Below are 19,712 nucleotides of genomic sequence, written 5' to 3'. Positions count from 1 at the left end.
GAAAACCTTTCTCCTAAAATTACCCCGGCCATCAGAATTAAAGGTTTGAGTCTTTCTGTTCTTCTACTATAACACTTAGATCTTCTGTGTTGTGTCCACCTCTAAGCGCAAAAACGTATATCACAGAATAGACAACTATCATAACGATCGTATCCCATGGAAATGGAATTAAAACGTCATTTCCAAATGCCCCAAAATACGAAAATAGTTCAGTCACTATCATCAAAGAAAGCAACCAATAGGAACTTGAAAACATCTGTTTATCTTTTTCAGAAACTTTTAACGATGTTATCGCCGTGAATAAAAGTACAATACCCGACATGACTGCCAGAGTTGAAAGGAATATTTCTGTCTTTGTCTCCATACTTTCTTTGGTAGGCGGATAAAGTACGTACATGTAATTGACCACCAAAGCAACTATCGCTATGGCCAACTCTATCAACCCTACCGTGTAAGCGAAAGTTTTCGAAAGATTTAATTTTTTGGAGGCGTAAAGGAAATAAAATATCGGAATTCCTATAAATGTTGTGTAGAAGATCATTGTAAGTGTTGTTATTCCGGACCAGTAAACGATAAGAGCGGCTCCAACAAAGGCAACAGGAGATATTATTGAGGCGTAAGGCAAACGAAATGGTCTGTGAAGTTGAGGAGCATGTTTTCTAAACGTTATCAATGCCAGCGGCCCCATTATATAAGTTAAAACCGTGGCACTGGAGATGAAGCCAACGAAAAGATACCATGATGGAAATGGTAAAAAGAAGATGACTCCGATTACAAGACTCGCTATTAGAGCAATGTATGGTATCCTCGTTTTGCTGTGAATTTTTAGTAATGAAGATGGAAAATATCCATCTGCAGCTATACCATACAGTACTCTTGCGGAGTTACCGAGGTATATCCAGCCAGTTCCGCTGGGAGAAATCCATGCGTCAATGAGCAAAAAGTAAGAAAACGCTATGAATAAGGCTATCCCGCTGTATTGTAGTTCTGTGAAAAATGGCGCCGAACCTAAAGAGGAGGATGTCAATGTAGACCATGTTGTGCCGTTAGGCCATTTTATCGCTCCCAAAAAAGCAACCTGCAAAAGTGTGTAAAGTGCTATCGCGGCAAGCACAGAATACACAGTTGCTCTTGGAACATCTCTTTGAGGATTTTTTGCTTCTCCACCGAATTCAAGCGCTTGCCTGAATCCAAGGTAAGAAAAAACTATGCCCGCCGATGGGATCGCGTAAAACATGCTTCCGACTCCCAACGGGAAAAATCCTCCGTGAGAGACCAAATTTGATTTGTTGAACATGAACAGCAGAAAGATAAATGTAAGTGCTGGAATGATGAATTTCCACCATGTAGCGACCGAATTGAATTTGCCAAGAAATCTTATACCGAACCAGTTTAAAAAGAAGAATGCGATCAGCAGGACTACCCCGGCCAGTATACCGACAGGGGTCAAAACCGATACACCGGATACCGTGTGGAAAAGACCCGGAACATAGGTTGAAGCATAGGTTAGTACCGCTTCGGCTTCAACAGTTGGTACCGTTACTGCACTCAACATGTAAGCCCACCCTATTATGTATCCTGTGTAACCACCATAAGCCAGATGGGGATACCTCACAATTGCGCCGCTTTTCGGAATCGCGCCCGAAATTTCTGCAAAGGTCAGGGCTATGAATAAGACTATGACTCCTCCTATTATCCATGATAGTATCGATGCAGGTCCTGCCGTACTGGCAGCGCCTGCAACTCCTAACAGCCATCCAGAACCTATTATCCCTCCCATTGAAAGAAAAAATAAATCCTGAAGACTTAGAGCTTTTTTGAGTTTTTTATCCGATTCTTTTGCTATAGCCTCTGCCGGTCTTATCTCGCTATCTTTTTGATCTGCCATAAAATCACCTCCTTAATATCGATCAGTTAGATGATTTGTATAAACCATAAAAATGAAGATCTTTGGCATAACTCGGATTGTAATTCGTTGGATAAAGACCATGAAGCCACTCTCTGTAAACTAACTGACGTGATGGTTGAATCAGCCATATCATAATGGCATCTTCGTAAGTTTTTAAACTTATCTCTTTGTAAAGTTTTTCTGCAACGTTATTTGAAGTCGCAGAGATTGTCGCATTTATAAGAGGATCGAATTCCTCCTTTGCAAAATCACGGAAATTCTGACCAAGTGCCTCGCCGTAAACTCCAGAAGAATCAAGATAACCATACACGCGATCGTAGGAAGTATTTGCAAACCAGTCAAGGGCTACCATCGGGAGATCATTGCCAAGAAATTCTCCAACAAGTGTTTGCCATAACACCGGCACAGGTACAACATTGAATTTTGGATTTACTTGCTGGGCATAGGCGCTTAACATTTGGCACGCTTCCTGCATTGTTGGATCTGTGGAATTGTAAATTATGGCGAATTTGAATCCCTTCTTCCACACCTCTCCGTTGTAGGCTTTCTTGAAATATTCGGCGGCCTTCGCAAGATCCTGATGGTACGCAGGGATATCGGGATCATATCCTATAAGACCTGTACATATCGGGCTGTTAGGCACTATTCCAAGTCCATTCCAGACATCTTTTACATACATTTGATGCGGGAAAAGATATTCAAAACCCTTTCTCACGTCCAAATTTGAAAAGAAATCTGGTGGAATGCCATTTCCGTCCAATTTTCCTGAGTAAATGTATTTACTGTGTGGATCTACACTGAATGCAAAAGAAAGTTGATATTGTGCAAGTTCTGGTATATTTTCAGAAACTTTCACTCCCTGAATATTTTCAACCTGTGGAATGTAGGCTGGAGGAACAGAGATTATGTCGGCATCTCCTCGCATCAAATCTAACTTTCTCGTTGTAAATTCAGAAACTGTTTTTATCACGGCGTATTTTATCTTTGCCGGTTCTCCCCAGTAGTTATCAAAACGCTTCAAAATTACCTCTCTTCCCTGAGTCCATGATTGTAATTCAAATGGTCCTGTTCCATTTGTTATGGAATAAAGAGGATCTGCCTGACGCTGTGGATTGTAATATTTCCACCATGTGTCTGCCGTTCCAGGCCAGGCACCATTGTTCGATGCCCATTTCGCGTCGAGAATATCTATTCCCGAAATATAATTGAAGAAAAGATCGGATGAAAAAGGATGGGCAAGATGTATTATGACATCATCACCTTTTATTTCAAACGCTTTGGATAAAAGATCAAAAGTCTCTACAAGGGCTTCTTTGTATGCCTCGTTTTTTGGCGTAGCCGTACCGGTGGCAAATAAATCATTCCATGATCTGACGCCTGCGAGTTTGACCGCCCATTTTGAAATATTGTCGACATAATTTCCATCTATTTTAGGAAGTAAAGGCTCTGTTAGTTCATATGAGTTACCTCCAGCCATTCCAGTGACAACGAATCTTTCAAATGAATAAACGACATCGTAAGGTGTCAGAAGATCTCCATTTTGAAAATGGACTCCCTTTCTTACGTGAAAGACGTAGGTCATGCCGTTATCGAGTATTGTACCGTCTTTAACAGAAGGCACATTTGTCGCAAGCACGGGGACGTAACGTGTCAAAAATGTACCATCAAAGGTAATAAGGGTTTGGTATATGTTGTCGAGCACCTCGCCAGATGCTGTGTCAATAACCATAGCCGGATCGAGAGTTTCCGCCGCTCTTTCCTGCTCGTATACAACTGTGTCGGGATTTGGAAGATCGGCAAAAACCATAATTGAAAATAAAATCAATACACCCGTTACCCAAAACCACTTACACTTCATTCAACCACCTCCATGAGAATTTGCATTCTAAGAAATAGTTATCTTGTTAGATCGCAGATGCTTTTCAATTTTTCCTTCCTTTACGACAACCTTGATATTCTCTGTCTTTCTCAATGTTGAAATATCTGACAGAGGATCTCCCTCTACGACTATCAAATCCGCGAATTTCCCCGCCTCCAAAGTTCCGACTTTATCTTTCATGTTTAAAGCCTCCGATGCCGTCTTTGTCGCGGCAACTATCGCTTCCATCGGTGTAAGTCCTTCCCTGACGAGTAACTCCAATTCTTGTGCGTTTTCTCCCAATGGCGTAAGAGGTCCTCCACCAAAATCCGTTCCGGCAGCTATTTTTACGCCTGCACGTTTTGCCTTTTTAAAATTTTCGCTTTGGACCTTCCATAATTGGTGCATTTTCTTTATGCCCCATTCCGGCACTTTGTATTTTTCTCCTTCAGAGATTATTCGCTCTCCTATTGAAAATGTTGGAATTAGTATGTTGCCATTTTCTAACATCAACTTTATTCCTTCATCATCGATAAAATCTCCGTGTTCTATTGTTTTTACTCCTGCCCTTATAGCATTTTTTATGCCTTCCGCACCTTCGGCATGGGCCGCGACAAATGAGCCCACTCTTTGTGCTTCCTCGACTATTGCCCTAATTTCATCGAGTGTGAATTGAGCGGAGGTAGGCAAGTCCCTTTCAGACAGCACGCCTCCCGTTGTACATATCTTTATGAAATCAGCCCCTTCCCGAAATTGCTCTCGAGCAGCCTTTCTGCAATCATCCGCACCGTCGCAAAGCCTCGAAAATCCAACTCTTGCGGCGACATCTAAAGGAAGGGAATGCATATCTCCATGACCTCCGGTTTGTGAAAGTATTTTAAAGGCTGATAAAATCCGTGGCCCTTTTATTTCGCCTTCTTCTATCGCACGTTTAAGATATATGCCAAGTCCGCCGACATCTCTTACCGAGGTGTAGCCGGCATCCAACAATTTTGAGCAATCCATCGCTGCTCTTACGGATTTTAATTCTGAAGGTTCGAAGGCCGATTTCATGAAGTCTAAAGTGCGTTCTCCCATCAAATGCACATGGCAATCTATAAGACCCGGAAGAATTGTACCGCTGTTGACCTTTATGGTCTTTGTTTTTGGAGGAATTTCAACCTCTCCAATCAGACCTACCCTTTCTATCTTCTCGCCGTCTATAAGGACCACGCCATCAAACGGTGCTTTACCTGTACCATCTATGATCCTTCCGACAAATGCCATTTTCATATTGCTCACCTTAATCCTTTGTATATTTTCCCGGCTTTCATGACGAATTTGACGTCTTTCAAAAGTGATATATCTTTTAGAGGATCCCCATTTACGGCTATCAGGTCGGCCTCTTTTCCTGCCTCAACGGTGCCCACGATCTTTTCCACGCCGAGCAATTGTGATCCCCACTTCGTTGCGGCCATTATCGCATCCATTGGCTTTACCCCATTTTCCACCATCAAGACCAATTCTTGGGCATTTTCACCATGTCTGTTGAAAGGAGTTGCTGCATCTGTGCCCATTGCTATCTTTACTCCTGCTTTATATGCCCTCGAAAAACTATCCATGTGATAACCTATTATCTCTTCGGTCTTTCTTACAGCATGTTCTGGGATTCCGGCCTCACGTCCATACTTTTTTATGTTGTAAGGTGCGACAAGGGTGGCGACCAAAAACACGCCTTTCTCTTTCATCATCTCAATGGCCTCATCGTCCAAGAATATCCCGTGTTCTATCGAATCGATCCCTGCCCTTATGGCATTTTTTATGCCTTCCGTACCCTGTGCATGGGCGGCCGCTTTTTTTCCGACTTTGTGTGCCTCTTCAACTGCCGCTCTCATCTCTTCTTCGGTAAGTTGGGGAGATCCGGGCTCGTCTCCTTCAGACATGACACCGCCCGTGGCCATCATCTTGACAACATCTGCTCCCATTTTCAGTTGATATCTTGCGGCCTTTCTAACCTCATCGGGACCATCGGCTATGGCGCTGTACCCATTTGTACTTACCTCAGGCGCAAGCCATCTATCACCGTGGCCTCCGGTCATAGAAATGGCCTGTCCCGAGACTTTCATCCTTGGTCCTTCCACTAAACCGCTTTCTATGGCCTGCTTTAAGGCTATATCGAGAAAACCTCTATCTCCCATCGATCTTACAGTCGTGAATCCTGCCATAAGATCGGATCTGGCATTAACATATGCCTTTAGAGTTGTCGTTGGAAGCAATTCTTTGAGCATCTGGAATTCTCTATTCGGCTCTCCATTTCCGCCTAAATGCAAATGCGCATCTATCATGCCCGGAAGCATTGTGTATCCTCCCATGTCTATGATCTCGCCTTCCGGTAAATGGCCGCCATTTTTTTTAACGTCCTGAATTTTCTTTCCTTCGACTATGATGACGGCATCTTCCAACACATTTCCGTTACCATCGATCAGATTCATGTGATTTAAAATGTACATGTTTTTTCTCCTTCATATCAGCATTTTTGGATCGAGAATATCCCTTAGAGTGTCTCCGAGCAAATTCCAACCAAGTGCGTAAAGCACTATGGTTATTCCCGGAAAAAAGATCGTGTACCAGAACTGAAAGGGATTTCCTCCATTTGAGGAAATTATCCAGTTTCTTGAAAAGGCCACAAGTTGTCCCCAATCTGCGTATCCAACGGGGGCCCCCAAACCAAGAAAAGAAAGGGCTGCCGCAAGCAATGGAACGGTTGCCATATCCATCGAAACCTGTATTATTATGGGATATATGGAATTTGGAATAAGATGACGGCTAATAATTCCGTATCCCGGTGCTCCCAGCGCAACTGCCGCCATTACATACTGATTTTCCTTGACCTGAAGAATACTCCCTCTTATAAGTCTTGCAAAGGTCATCCAGTAGAAAATTATCATCGCAAGCATGACGTGATTTAAGCCAGGTCCGAGAATTGTGACAAGCACTATGACACCCACAAGAAATGGAAATGCAAGAAAGATGTCTGTTATCCTCATAAGCAATTCATCAATCCAGCCTCCAAAGTAAGCCGCAAGTGTGCCGATTGTCATGCCTATCGTGAGCGCGAAACCTATCACTATTAGTCCTACTCTGAAGGCCGTCCTTGTGCCCCATACAACTCCGTAGTATATGTCGTACTGACCTTCGGTCGTACCAAACGGGTTTTGAGCGGAAGGTGGCTGGGGCGTAACGCTCCAGCCACTTCGTGGTATCTGGTAAGGATCCCCGTAAGATGGAGGGGCAAGAAATGGAGCACAAATCGCTACAACTATGAAAAACGCAACAAGTAGGACACCTAACATGGATGTCGCATTTCTCATTATCTTTTTGATTGTCCTGAGGATCCCTTCCATCTAAATCACCCCGCTATTTCGACAGAGAGTAGAAATTCAACCTCAAAAAGTTCATTGGATTGTACTCCCACCCTTTAAGCCATGAACGCATAACCGCTATCCCCTCTTGCTGGTCTGTGAAGAGAAAGAGTGCGTTATCGTGCGCTATTGTATTCATTTCGGTAAAGAGTTCGGCACGTTTCTGCGGATCGGTCGTGCTCATCGATTCCGAAAGCAGTGGATCCATGTGTTCCCTTGCCCATTCTCTGTAAGATGCGCCGAGGAATGCCCCAAATGCTCCGCCGGATCCGTAGAAAGGCTGTGCCGAATTGTATGGATCGGGACCTCCTGTCCATCCGATCATGAACATCGGGATTTTGTTCATCATCAGATCATTCAGATAAGTTGCCCACAATTCACTTGCTATGTTTATTTTGAACTTAGGGTTAACCTGCGCCGCGTAGTATTGAAGCATCTGAAGGGCAGTTTGTCTTTGAGTGTTTCCCGTGTTGTAAACTGCGGTGAATTCAAATCCTTTCTTCCATAATTCTCCATTGTAGGCTTTTTTGAAATATTCTGCGGCCTTTGCAAGATCCTGATGAAATGCCGTGGGAGTGGCCGGATTGTAGCCAAGCAATCCCTTCGGAACGGCTCCGTTTGGAATTAAAGCCTGATCAAGCCATACTTCCTTTATGTATGTAGAGTAAGGGAAAAGATATTCGAAGGCCATTCTCACATCTTTATTCGAGAAAAAGTCTGGCGGTATGCCATGTCCGTCTAATTTTCCGGATCCAAGATATGGGTTTCCTCCCTGATCGTTCACATTCCACGTGAAGAATATCGAATCAATTGCAAAAGTTGGAAGATGCGTGTAAACTTTGACGCCATCTATCCCTTCGACCTGACTTAGATATGGCACCAAAACGTTTATAACATCTGCCTGTCCCCTTGTAAGATTAAGTTTTCTTGTGGTGAATTCAGAAACATCATTTATGACTCCATATTTTATCTTTGCAGGACCTGCCCAGTATTTGTCAAACCTTTCGAATGTAATCTGAAGCCCTCCACTCCATTTGACGAGTTTGAAAGGCCCCGTTCCGTTTTCAATGTTGTATAGAGGATCATCGTTAACCGTTGGATTGTGATAGTACCACCAATCGTCAGCCTTGCCATCCCATGCGTTGTGCGCTGCGCACCATTGTTGATCGAGTATTGATGTTAAAGTGTTGTAATGCGCCAGTGTCGCCAAAAATGGAGCGTAAGGGTGTGGAAGGTGAATTATGACATCATTACCTTTTATCTCAAAGTCCTTCGCGAGAAGATTGAACGCATCTATCAAAGCCTGTTTATATTTGTCATTTAACGGATTATTTGTTCCGGTCGCAAAAAGATCATTCCACGATTTTACGCCCGCAAGTTTAACTGCCCACTGGGTTATCGAATCAACGTACCTTCCATCTATCTTTGGAAGTAAGGGCTCTGAAAGCATCCATGAAGGTCCCCCTGCTCTGTCGAATAAGACAGCCCTTTCGAGAGAATACACAACGTCCTGTGGAGTTAGAAGATCTCCGTTGTGGAAGTAAACACCCTGTCTGATGTGAAAGACGTAAGTTGTTCCATTGTCGAGAAGCGTGCCATCTTCAACGGAAGGCACATTTGTGGAGATCATCGGCAAAAACCTTGTCACCGAAGTACCGTCGTATTGAATGAGATTATCGTAGAATTGGCTTATCGCCTCTTCAGATCCTACATCTGAGACCCATGCGGGATCGAGGCTTTGAATGTTGTAATAGGTATCCTCTACGACTGTATCGGGATTTACAACGTTTTCGGCAAGGCCGATCGAGAAAATACCTATTAGGACTACGGCAATTAAAGCAAAGATCTTTCTCACTTCTCATCCCTCCTTAATCATTTTGATCTTCTAAGTTTTTCCAAAAGTGACATGCGACAAAGTGACCGGGATGGACCTCTTCAAGTTTTGGCTCTTCCTGCGCACATATCGGCTGCGCAAGCCAGCACCTTGTGTGGAACCTGCACCCAGACGGCGGATTCGCAGGACTTGGCACATCTCCCTGGAGTATTATCCTGTCTTTCCTCTTTACCGTCGGATCTGGAATGGGGTTGGCAGATAACAACGCCTTCGTGTAGGGATGCAGAGGGTCTGAGAATATCTCGTGCTTGTTCGCTATCTCAACTACCTTCCCCAAATACATGACTACCACCCTGTCACTTACATGCCTTACAACGCTTAGATTGTGCGCTATAAACAGATACGTAAGATGAAATTCCTGCTGCAAATCGTCCAAAAGATTTAACACCTGTGCCTGTACCGATGCGTCTAACGCGGAGACAGCCTCATCTGCCACTATAAGTTCCGGATTCAAAACGAGTGCCCTCGCAATCCCTATCCTTTGTCTTTGCCCTCCACTGAATTCGTGTGGAAATCTATTCATGTACGTGGGAGATACCCCAACCCTTTGCATGTAATCTCTGACCTTTTCGTATCTCTCTTTTCTGTTTTTCATTCCAGCATATTTAAGTCCTTCTGCGATTATGTCCTTTACCCTCATCCTCGGATCCAGCGAACCGTAAGGGTCTTGAAAGATCATCTGTAATTTCGATCTGTACTTTTTCATCTGTCCCTTCGAGAGTTTGAAAAGGTCGACGTTGTTGTAGAAGACATGACCACCAGTTGGTTCTATGAGTCTGAGAATGGTTTGTCCCACGGTGGTCTTTCCACATCCCGACTCTCCGACAAGGCCTAAAGTTTCTCCTTTTTTTATGTAGAACGAAACGTCATCGACAGCCTTTACCCATCCGACAGTGCTTCTGAACACTCCTGCCTTTATGGGAAAGTATTTTTTAAGATTTTTGACTTCCAACAGAATCTCTGCTTTTTGAAATTTTTTCTGATCTTTTGATTTTTCTGTAAGGACATTCCCTTCGATTTCTTTCATGATCTCACCGCTTTTCTATCTCAATCTGACTCTCGGATCTATCAACGCGTAAGAAATGTCGACGGCAAGATTGCCGATGACTGTCACAAGTCCGTATATCAAAGTTATTCCAAGAACGGTAGCATAATCGAGTTGTTCGGATGCCTGAGCCATAAGGCTGCCGATTCCGGGATAGTTGAAGATGGTCTCGGTTATGACCACACCGCCCAATATCCCTATGAACATCAAACCAGCAACTGTCGTTGCAGGAATTAGCGCATTTTTTCTCGCATGCTTGTTTATTACTACCCTCTCGCTTAATCCTTTCGCTCGGGCAGTCCTTACGTAATCCTGTCCCAAAGCCTCAAGCATTGAAGATCGAGTTATCCTCAAAAGACCAGCCCATGAAAGGAAAGAAAGCGTCATTACAGGGGCGACGAGATGTTTGAGAGCGTCCAAAAACATCCAAAACCTTCCATTCAAAAGCGCATCTATCGTAACCAGACCGGTATAGTGATAAAAAGAAGACGAATCGTATATCATGGAAAAATTCACTCCGAGTCTGCCGGGTGGAAGCCATCCAAGTACACCGTAAAATATGAAAAGTATTACAAGGCCAAGCACAAATGAAGGTATTGAATATCCAAGCAGGGCAAAGACCCTTAGCATTTGATCTATGAATTTGTTATGATGAACGGCAGAGGTAACACCAAGCCATATTCCGCCTAATATTATTGGGATGATCGAGTAAATTGCAAGTTCTAAAGTCGCCGGGAATCTCTGCATGATCGCCTTTGAAACGGGTTCATTGAGGGTTACAGACCACCCAAACTTTCCGTGGATAACCTCGTCGATCCATTTGACGTATTTGACGTAAAATGGTTGATCGAGTCCATATTGTTTTATAAGTGTTTGGGCCGCATCTCCCTGAAGTTGTCTCGGATCGCTTACATAGGTTGAAAGAAGTTCGTAGGGAGACAAAAAGGACATGAAGAGAAAGATCAACAGTGTGAGGCCAAGAATGGTAACAGGCAAAAGCAACATTCTTCTCGCCGCAAAGCCAAGCAATGCCAGCACCTCCTTAATTTGTTGCTTCCACCTCACCTTAAATAAAAAAGCCATGTCTTATAATTCAACATGGCCTAACAGATACACCGAAGCGATCCATTAGGTCTATGTCTTTAGTATTACAAATTGTTTAAAATACATCGTTAACGTCATAATATAAAATCACCTTATTAATTTTTATTGATGTTTATCTTAACACTTAACAATTTAGAAGTCAATTAACAACAAATTAAGTCTTGCTTATTTTAGGATTTCTTTTATACTACAAAAATGTGAGATAACGTGAGATCCAAGAATTAAAAATGAGATAAAGATTCCTAATAGTTTTTAATTGGGCAAAATTGCCAAAATAAAAATAAAATCCCTCAAAAAATGAGGGTTAAATCATGAAGATGAATTTAGGCTGTACTTACATCGCCTATTTTTTTTTACTTTTCTTTTTCTTTTGTCAAGGCCGTACTTTTTTATCATGTTGTCTATTGTTTTACGGCTCACGGAGAGTTTTTTGGCAGACATTTCTTTATCCCAGCCGCAAGAATTAAGCACACGTCTTGCGATCTCGCTCTCAAGTCTTGAGCGTATTCGTTTTATAACCGTTTCTAAAGGCTCTATCTCGCCCATGTAAAGATCGGCCATCGATATCACGAACCTTTCTATTAGTTCCTGCTTGGCAAAAGCATTCGGATTGTATCGTTTGATAACGTCTTGATGGACTGGAAGTTGAGAGAATTCAATGAACCTTGAGATTATATTTCTCAACTCCCTTATGTTTCCCGGATAGTTGTGCGACATAAATGCATTCTTCACCTCGTGCGGGAAATCTTCAAATCTCATATTGTAATTTGACCCGGTCAAAAACATGTTTACTATCGATGGTATATCTTCCTTTCTTTCCCTTAAAGGGATCATTTCCAATTTTATTTCAGATATCCTTTGAAACAGATCCTCTCTGAGTCGTAATTGTGGATTTTGATTTGTAGCCGAACAAAATCGTACGTCGACGCTTCTCTCTTTGCTGGATCCTATTGGCATGAATTTTTTTGTCTCTATCACTTTTAAAAGTTTTGACTGGACATGAGACGGCATTTCTCCTATTTCGTCGAGGAACAAGGTTCCCCCATTTGACTCTTCCAAAAGTCCTTTCTTTTCGTTGTAAGCGCCTGTAAATGCACCTTTTGCATGACCGAAAAGTTCGCTCTCAAGCAAATCTTCGGGGACATTCACGCAATTTATCTCGAGGAATCTATTTCCGCGTCTTGGGGAGATCAGATGCGCGATTTGAGTAACTAAAGATTTCCCCGTTCCCGTTTCCCCGGAAATAAACATGTTTAGGTTGCTGAATGACACAAAAATGATATCTTCTTTGAGATTTCTTATAAAATTACTTATTCCAGCAAGCCTTCGTGTTTGTTTTTCTAAATCTAAAAGGAATTGTTCGACCCCTCCGTAGCGGTTGAAATCGAATGAGATGATCCTTTCAGAAACCATGGAAAAATCTGATTCGGGTGAATTCACAAATATCCTCGATGGTATCCCATTGGTAATTGTAAAGTCTTTTAGACTTTGAACGAACTTTGAGTATTTGCGATCTACGAATATTAGAAATTTTCCATCTTTTTTTGTTTTCAACATTTCGAGAGCATTTTCTATATCATCGAAGACGAAAAAGTCATCGAAAAGATCCCCTGTGTAGTTCTCTAATTTCGCATTGAAATCATAGATGAAAAGCACTTTCATCAGATCGCCCCCTTATCCTTCCTATTTATCTTCTCTATTTTTATTATTTTACCATTTTCTTAAGACAAAAACCAAAAGCATTTTCATTTTATAAGCGTGAAGATTTATGATAGAATTTCTATGATAAATCAAAAAAGGGGGTCATTTAATTGACCGGAGAAATGGTACTCGTCATACCTTCAAAGGATGTTGATGAATTAATACCGAATACCGGATTTATAAATATTCCAATCGAGAAAATAAAAGAACTTACAGAGCGAAATGGTTTTTTTGTAAAACGTGAAAGGGCCGAATCGGATGAATCGATAAGGCAGATCATTCCCTACGTTGTGATGAGAAATCTTGACGATCTTTATTTGCTTGTCAGAAGGCTTTCTTCTCAAACGGAAAAGAGACTTCACGGTATGTACAGTATAGGAATAGGTGGTCATGTAAACGATCAGGATGAGGGAGAGACCCCGTGGATGAAATTCCTTTCTGGAATGGAAAGAGAAATGAACGAAGAGGTTATAATAAAGAATTCTGTTGGATGGCCAAAATATCTCGGAGTTATAAAAGAATCAACCACGCCCGTAAACAGAGTCCATCTCGGTGTAGTCTTTCAGATCAAGGCAGAAATAGAAGGCATTAGAGAAAAGGATAAATTCGTGTGGGAATTTGCAAATCTTGCCGATCTGCTTTCGAAATATGATTTAATGGAAAGTTGGTCTAAATACGTAATAGATATGCTTAACACTTAAATGCATTTCGCGTTTAAATTCTTTGCGATCTGTTTTTTGATATCCGTCTCAACACTTTCTTTTTCATGGCAGGTATTATTTAATTCCCCACCCGATGCTGGTAATCTAAAAAAATCTTTAGTAGATCTCATTGATTCTGCCCATATGTCGATACATATCGCCATTTACAGTGTAGACGATGAGGATATTATCGCGATCTTAAAAAAGAAGATAGATGAAAACGTAGATGTTCGGATTGTAATGGAGGGAGAGAATTATTTAAAGAGCCTTAAGCACCTTTATCCTTTAGATGTAGTTGCAGATCCTCCGACAAATGGTCTTATGCATTCAAAATACGTCATCGTAGATGGTAGATATGTCTGGTGTGGATCCTCGAATTTCACCAAATCTTCCTTTTACAAAGATTTTAACAATGCCGTCATTTTTGATTCTTATGAACTCGCAAATGTATTCGAAAATGACTTTCAAAGAATGAGAAATGGATTTTTTTCTTCAAAGGAAAATGAACAGACAAACTTTCTTGTTGAAGGAATAAAAGTGGAAGTTAGGTTTTCTCCTTCGAAGGACTCATTCGATTTAATTCTCGATAAGTTAAAACGTGCTAAATCAGAAATTGATGTAGCGATCTATTCTTTTTCCGATCCCCGAATCGGACTTTTTCTCGCGTATCTCGATCAAAAGGGAGTTAAAGTCAGAGTAATAGCGGACGAAGAATGGAATTCCTCATCGTACAGTTTCATTCCCAAAATGAAAGAATTCGATTTTGTGAAGAAGTACAAAGTAATCGATGGTCTTCTGCACGACAAGTACGTTATAATTGATCCCAATGGTTCCGATCCAGTCGTCATAACCGGATCATATAATCTAACTCTCTCTGCAGAAAGAAAAAACAGTGAGGTAGTCTTGTTCATCTACTCGAAAGAGATAGCCTTAGAGTATCTCAAAAATTTCAATTCGATCTTCAATTGAATTTTATTTTTCAGTGTCGAGGCCCACGTGCCACCAGCCAAACACTCTTATATTTTACATTAAAATTAAATTTAAAATAAGAATTAATGCAAAGGGATTGACTTGTAAACTTTAACGGTATACAATTGATACAAAATAAGTCCACAAGTTCAAAAAGGGAGGTAGGTAAATGAAAAAGGTATTGATATTAACAAGCATTATTGTGATGATCTTTGCTACTTTTGCCGTGGCGGATGACGTCATCAAAATTGGCGTGGCTTTACCGATGACCGGAAATATTTCTTCATTTGGCCAGATGGTCTGGCAGGGGGTAGAACTTGCAAATGAAATGTTCCCGACAGTTCTCGGTAAAAAGGTCGAATTGGTACTTGCCGATAACAGATCGGACAAGACGGAGGCTGCGAATGTCATTAGCAGATTGATAAATTTAAGCAATGTTGTTGGAATTCTTGGAGAGGTTGCAAGTTCCAACACTATGGCCGGCGCACCGATCGCCGAAAAGTATCATATTCCGCTGCTTTCACCGGCCTCGACGAACCCGCTTGTAACACAGGGAAAGACATATACATCGAGAGTGTGCTTTATCGACCCGTTTCAGGGCCATGTTGCGGCCGTCTTCGCGATAAACAATCTAAAGGCTAAAACTGCCGCGGTCTTTACGGACGTCGCACAGGATTATAGCGTCGGTCTTTCCAACTTCTTCATAAAGGACTTTACGGCCGCAGGTGGTGTCGTTTACAAAGAATATTACCAGTCGGGAGATCAGGACTTCAGCGCCCAGCTCACGGATGCGCTAAGCCATAATCCCGATGTCATATACATCTCCGGATATTATCCCGAGATCGCTTTAATGGCAAAACAGGCGAGGCAATTGGGATACAAAGGACCATTCTTGGCTGGAGATGGAGCGGAGGCTCCGGAACTTATAAAGATAGCCGGTAGCGCCGTTAACGGTCTGTATTATACCTCTCACTTCAACGCCGATCATCCTGTGACAAAGATAGGTCAGGAATTCGTCGCAAAATTCGAAGAAAAGTACCATACTTCTCCTTCTGCACTTGCAGCGCTCGGATTTGATGATTACCTCGTTATGCTAAACGCAATAGAGAGGGCAAATTCAACTGATCCAGTCAAGATCAACGAAGCGATAAGAAGTACGAAGAATTTTGAAGGAGCAACTGGTTACATAACGATAGGCTCGGACGGAAATGCCGTTAAATCTGCCGTTATAAACGAAGTAGTCAACGGTCAGTTCACTTACGTGACAACTATAAATCCATGAGGGGATTTTCCCCTCATGTTTTTGAGGTGATGGAATGGACATAGGATTGAACGCACTGATACAGAACATCTTCAACAGCCTTTCTCTTGGGAGTCTCTATGCTCTTATAGCCGTTGGGTACACGATGGTTTACGGGATACTGAGACTGATAAATTTCGCCCACGGAGACATCTTCATGATGGGTACGTATTTTGCGTTTTACGCAATAACGATCTTCTTTCTGCCGTGGTATCTTGGCTTTCTTGTGGCGATTTTAATCACCGGACTTCTCGGATTTTCAATCGAAAAGATAGCATACCGGCCTCTTCGAAATGCGCCACGCATTTCTTCTTTGATAACTGCCATAGGAATGTCTTTTTTCCTTGAAAGTTTTGCGGTTGTCGTCTTCGGCGGAATACCAAAGTCTTTCAACGTTTACCCAAAGTTTTTCTCCGATATTATTTTGATCGGACAATCGAGAATACCTCTTCTGACATTTATAACGATAGGAGTTACCTTTTTCCTTTTTCTTATCCTTTGGTGGATACTTTATAAAACTAAAATAGGTCTTGCAATGCGTGCCATTTCTGTGGATATACCAACAACGAGCCTCATGGGGGCAAATGTGAATAACGTCATAAGTATGACATTTGTTCTTGGATCTACTTTCGCTGCCGTTGCAGGCATACTTTGGGCTATGAAGTATCCGCAGGTCCAGCCTTACATGGGTTTCACGCCGGGCCTTAAGGCTTTCATAGCGGCTGTAATAGGTGGAATCGGTTCTATTCAGGGAGCAATTGTTGGAGGATTTCTGCTTGGTTTTCTCGAAATAATGATAGTAGGATTCTTTCCATCTCTTGCAGGTTACAGGGACGTTTTCGCATACGTTGTGCTCGTTATCATCTTGATGTTTAGGCCTACTGGTATATTCAAGATCTACTCTGAACAGAAGGTGTGATCGTGAAAAGAATACCTTTAAAGATCAATTTGATTCTTACAATCGCATTTTTGATTGGAATATATTTTTTTCTCTCCAACGTGAGCGTTCTCGGAGATTACTGGTCAAGGATCGTGACTTTGGTGGCGATATACTCGATAATGGCCGTGAGTTACACGCTTGTTAACGGCATAACAGGGATCTTTTCCCTCGGACAGGCAGGATTTATAGCGATAGGCGCTTACACGTCGGCGCTTTTGACTTTGTCCCTCCAGCAAAAAGAGATGTCTTTTTTCATCCAGCCACTTATATGGCCTTTGAACAGCATTCAGATTGGATTTTTACCGGCCACGATAATAGGAGGTCTTGTTGCGGCATTCTTCGCCTTTTTGATCGGTTATCCTTCTTTGAGGTTAACCGGGGACTATTTCGCGATCGCCACGCTTGCCTTTGCTGAGATAATAAGGATACTTATACAAAATCTTTACGGAGTGACTAACGGAACTCTTGGCCTGAAGGGAATCAATCCTTATACAAATGTATGGTGGGCATGGGGATGGTTACTCGTAACGGTACTTATCATAGGAAGTCTTAAATACAGCAGTTATGGAAGAGCCCTCAGGGCTATATCCGAGGATCCGGTTGCGGCAAAGGTAATGGGAATAGATGTTTTCCGTCATCAAATGATGGCATTCGTCATAAGCGGATTTTTTGCCGGCATTTCCGGTGCCCTTTACGCTCACTGGATAACGACTTTGGATCCGAGACCGACGAGTTTGGGAGTTATGCTCACATTTTATGTGCTCATAATGATAGTGATAGGAGGTCTCGGAAGTATAACGGGAGCGATTTTAGGTGCCATCTTTTTTGCCTTTGTTTCTCAATGGCTTAGAATTTTCGAATCTAACATCACGATCTTTGGTTTCACAATTCCGGGTGTTCCCGGTATGAGCATGCTCATCTTATCGGTCCTGTTCATAGTCGTGATGATCTTCTGGAGAAGAGGCCTTATGGGCAAGGAAGAGTTAAACTGGCAAAAGATTTACAATTTTTTCAAGAAGGTGGAAGTACAAAATGAATGAAAATATATTGAAAATAGACAATATAACTGTAAAATTCGGTGGCTTAATTGCTGTAGACTCTTTTTCTATGTATATAAATAAAGGTGAACTCATAGGTCTTATAGGGCCGAACGGTGCTGGTAAGACGACGGTCTTCAATGCCATAACTGGCATATACAAGCCACAGAGTGGAAAGATCTTTTTTAAAGGAATAGACATAACCGGTCAAAGTCCGCAGTTGATAAATCAGATCGGGATAGCAAGAACATTTCAAAATATAAGGCTCTTTTCGGATATGAGCGTGATGGAGAATGTCATGGTGGGACAGCATTCTTATTTTACAAATGGAAAAGCCCTTAAATTTCTTCACAAACATGATCCGAGTTTTCCAAAACCATCGTGGAGGCCATGGCTTGTCGGTGCCATTCTTAAAACGCCATCTTATCTGAAGGCTGAGAAAACGATGAAAGAGAAGGCATTTGAACTTCTAAAAAAGATGGGATTGCAAAAATACGCCGATTTCAAAGCATCGGCACTGCCTTACGGCCAGCAAAGAAAAGTTGAGATAGCAAGGGCACTTGCGACGAACCCTTCCCTTTTGATACTCGACGAGCCGGCGGCGGGGATGAATCCTCATGAAAGCGAAGAATTACTTGAGACTGTAAAGAAAATAATGAAGGAATTTTCTCTTACGATTCTTTTAATAGAGCATGATATGAAGTTCGTGATGAATTTGTGCGAAAGAATATACGTGCTTGATTACGGGAAATTGATCTCCCATGGAAGTCCTTACGAGGTACAAAATGATAAAAAGGTTATAGAGGCATACCTTGGAGATGAAGTTTATGCCTGAAATACTTAAAATAGAGGATCTAAAAGTTCATTATGGGGTTATAAATGCCATAAAGGGCATTAACATTAGAGTTAACGCTGGAGAGATAGTAACCCTTATAGGTGCGAATGGTGCCGGTAAGAGTTCCACATTGAATGCTATAATGAATTTAGTTACATCTAAAAAGGGAAAGATTTTGTATGAAGGTCATGACATAACTAAAAGCAGCACGGCCGACATAGTCAAAAGTGGTATCGTTTTGGTTCCCGAGGGAAGAAGGATCTTTCCCAATTTAACGGTTCAGGAAAATTTGATGATAGGCTCATACGGTAGAAACGATAAAGATGGAATAAAGCGTGATTTTGATTTTGTACTTTCGCTCTTTCCAAGAATAAAGGAGAGATTAAAACAGCCCGGAGGCACACTCTCGGGCGGTGAGCAACAAATGCTCGCTATAGGAAGGGCCCTTATGGGCAGTCCAAAAATACTTCTCATGGATGAACCATCTCTTGGCCTCGCGCCTCTACTTGTCAAAATGGTCTTTGAGGTCATAAAAAAGATAAAAGATGAAGGTAAAACGATCCTTTTAGTCGAACAAAATGCGACTATGGCATTGGCGAATGCCGATTACGCCTACGTTTTGGAGACTGGTAAGATAGCGTTAGAGGGAAGTGGAAAAAGTTTACTTGCGCATGAAGAGGTAAGAAAATCTTATCTTGGCGTCAAATGATCCATCACCGTCTACTTTTTAGAGGTCTTAGATGACCTCTTCATTTTTTATGTTATGATTGAAAGGAGGAAGGTGATAGGTGTGAAAGAAGAATGGGAAGTTCTCAATATCTTTGAAAATGAGACAAAGGCCCAGATAGTGAAGGGATTCTTAAATGAAAACGGGATTGAAGCGAAGATAAGAGATTCAACTGTCCCTTACGGTGGAAGTGCCATTTTTGGATCAACCGGTCCAAAAGAATTGCTCGTTAAATCGGAGGACCTGGAAGAGGCGAGGTCTCTTATAAATGAAATAAACAGGGAATGATGG

Annotated in this window: 17 protein-coding genes; 8 read left to right on the top strand and 9 right to left on the bottom strand. The window is 41.9% G+C overall.

Annotation, left to right across the window (positions count from 1 at the left end; translation table 11 throughout):
* Nucleotides 1-37: 37 nt before the first annotated feature.
* The 9 genes from ATHSA_RS01135 to ATHSA_RS01095 form a co-directional block, all read right to left on the bottom strand.
* On the bottom strand, nt 38-1,888 hold the full coding sequence (locus ATHSA_RS01135; protein WP_161847359.1) for an APC family permease: 1,851 nt from the start codon (nt 1,886-1,888) through the stop codon (nt 38-40).
* Nucleotides 1,889-1,910: 22 nt separating this feature from the next.
* Nucleotides 1,911-3,767 (bottom strand): ABC transporter substrate-binding protein, encoded by a 1,857-nt coding sequence (locus ATHSA_RS01130; protein WP_161847358.1) that lies wholly within the window; start codon nt 3,765-3,767, stop codon nt 1,911-1,913.
* Nucleotides 3,768-3,794: 27 nt separating this feature from the next.
* Nucleotides 3,795-5,039, bottom strand: a complete 1,245-nt coding sequence (locus ATHSA_RS01125) for a metal-dependent hydrolase family protein (protein ID WP_161847357.1) — start codon at nt 5,037-5,039, stop codon at nt 3,795-3,797.
* A 5-nt stretch (nt 5,040-5,044) separates the two neighbouring features.
* A complete protein-coding gene (locus ATHSA_RS01120) occupies nt 5,045-6,256 on the bottom strand; it encodes a metal-dependent hydrolase family protein (RefSeq protein WP_161847356.1) in 1,212 nt (403 codons plus the stop codon).
* Nucleotides 6,257-6,268: 12 nt separating this feature from the next.
* Nucleotides 6,269-7,150, bottom strand: coding sequence for an ABC transporter permease (locus ATHSA_RS01115; RefSeq protein ID WP_161847355.1), 882 nt, complete (start codon nt 7,148-7,150; stop codon nt 6,269-6,271).
* A gap of 13 nt (nt 7,151-7,163) precedes the next feature.
* Nucleotides 7,164-9,023, bottom strand: coding sequence for an ABC transporter substrate-binding protein (locus tag ATHSA_RS01110; RefSeq protein WP_161847354.1), 1,860 nt, complete (start codon nt 9,021-9,023; stop codon nt 7,164-7,166).
* A 13-nt stretch (nt 9,024-9,036) separates the two neighbouring features.
* Nucleotides 9,037-10,089 (bottom strand): ABC transporter ATP-binding protein, encoded by a 1,053-nt coding sequence (locus tag ATHSA_RS01105; RefSeq protein WP_161847353.1) that lies wholly within the window; start codon nt 10,087-10,089, stop codon nt 9,037-9,039.
* Nucleotides 10,090-10,104: 15 nt separating this feature from the next.
* A complete protein-coding gene (locus tag ATHSA_RS01100; RefSeq protein ID WP_197739185.1) occupies nt 10,105-11,136 on the bottom strand; it encodes an ABC transporter permease in 1,032 nt (343 codons plus the stop codon).
* 384 nt (nt 11,137-11,520) lie between these two features.
* Nucleotides 11,521-12,873 (bottom strand): sigma 54-interacting transcriptional regulator, encoded by a 1,353-nt coding sequence (locus ATHSA_RS01095; protein WP_161847351.1) that lies wholly within the window; start codon nt 12,871-12,873, stop codon nt 11,521-11,523.
* Between the two features lie 149 nt (nt 12,874-13,022).
* On the opposite strand from ATHSA_RS01095, the gene ATHSA_RS01090 reads away from it, so the two are divergent.
* The 8 genes from ATHSA_RS01090 to ATHSA_RS01055 all read left to right on the top strand — a co-directional run bounded on the left by ATHSA_RS01090 (nt 13,023) and on the right by ATHSA_RS01055 (nt 19,709).
* A complete protein-coding gene (locus tag ATHSA_RS01090) occupies nt 13,023-13,613 on the top strand; it encodes a DNA mismatch repair protein MutT (protein WP_161847350.1) in 591 nt (196 codons plus the stop codon).
* Nucleotides 13,614-14,582 carry a phospholipase D-like domain-containing protein gene (locus ATHSA_RS01085; RefSeq protein WP_269473933.1) on the top strand — a complete coding sequence of 323 codons (969 nt, stop codon included), beginning with the start codon at nt 13,614-13,616 and terminating at the stop codon, nt 14,580-14,582.
* Nucleotides 14,583-14,751: 169 nt separating this feature from the next.
* Nucleotides 14,752-15,864: an ABC transporter substrate-binding protein gene (locus ATHSA_RS01080; RefSeq protein ID WP_161847348.1), complete on the top strand. Its 1,113-nt coding sequence runs from the start codon at nt 14,752-14,754 to the stop codon at nt 15,862-15,864.
* 34 nt (nt 15,865-15,898) lie between these two features.
* Nucleotides 15,899-16,801, top strand: coding sequence for a branched-chain amino acid ABC transporter permease (locus ATHSA_RS01075; RefSeq protein WP_174755535.1), 903 nt, complete (start codon nt 15,899-15,901; stop codon nt 16,799-16,801).
* Nucleotides 16,801-17,862 carry a branched-chain amino acid ABC transporter permease gene (locus ATHSA_RS01070; protein WP_174755564.1) on the top strand — a complete coding sequence of 354 codons (1,062 nt, stop codon included), beginning with the start codon at nt 16,801-16,803 and terminating at the stop codon, nt 17,860-17,862. The genes ATHSA_RS01075 and ATHSA_RS01070 overlap by 1 nt, the downstream gene beginning before the upstream one ends.
* Complete coding sequence (locus ATHSA_RS01065; RefSeq protein WP_161847347.1) at nt 17,855-18,694, top strand: ABC transporter ATP-binding protein; 840 nt, start codon at nt 17,855-17,857, stop codon at nt 18,692-18,694. Before ATHSA_RS01070 ends, ATHSA_RS01065 begins: the two co-directional genes overlap by 8 nt.
* Nucleotides 18,687-19,403, top strand: coding sequence for an ABC transporter ATP-binding protein (locus ATHSA_RS01060; RefSeq protein ID WP_161847346.1), 717 nt, complete (start codon nt 18,687-18,689; stop codon nt 19,401-19,403). The genes ATHSA_RS01065 and ATHSA_RS01060 overlap by 8 nt, the downstream gene beginning before the upstream one ends.
* Nucleotides 19,404-19,484: 81 nt before the next feature.
* Nucleotides 19,485-19,709 (top strand): putative signal transducing protein, encoded by a 225-nt coding sequence (locus ATHSA_RS01055; protein WP_161847345.1) that lies wholly within the window; start codon nt 19,485-19,487, stop codon nt 19,707-19,709.
* The last annotated feature ends 3 nt before the right edge of the window (nt 19,710-19,712 follow it).

The organism is Athalassotoga saccharophila, assembly GCF_009936215.1.
GTDB lineage: Bacteria > Thermotogota > Thermotogae > Mesoaciditogales > Mesoaciditogaceae > Athalassotoga > Athalassotoga saccharophila.
This window is presented reverse-complemented; position numbering and strand designations above follow the sequence as displayed.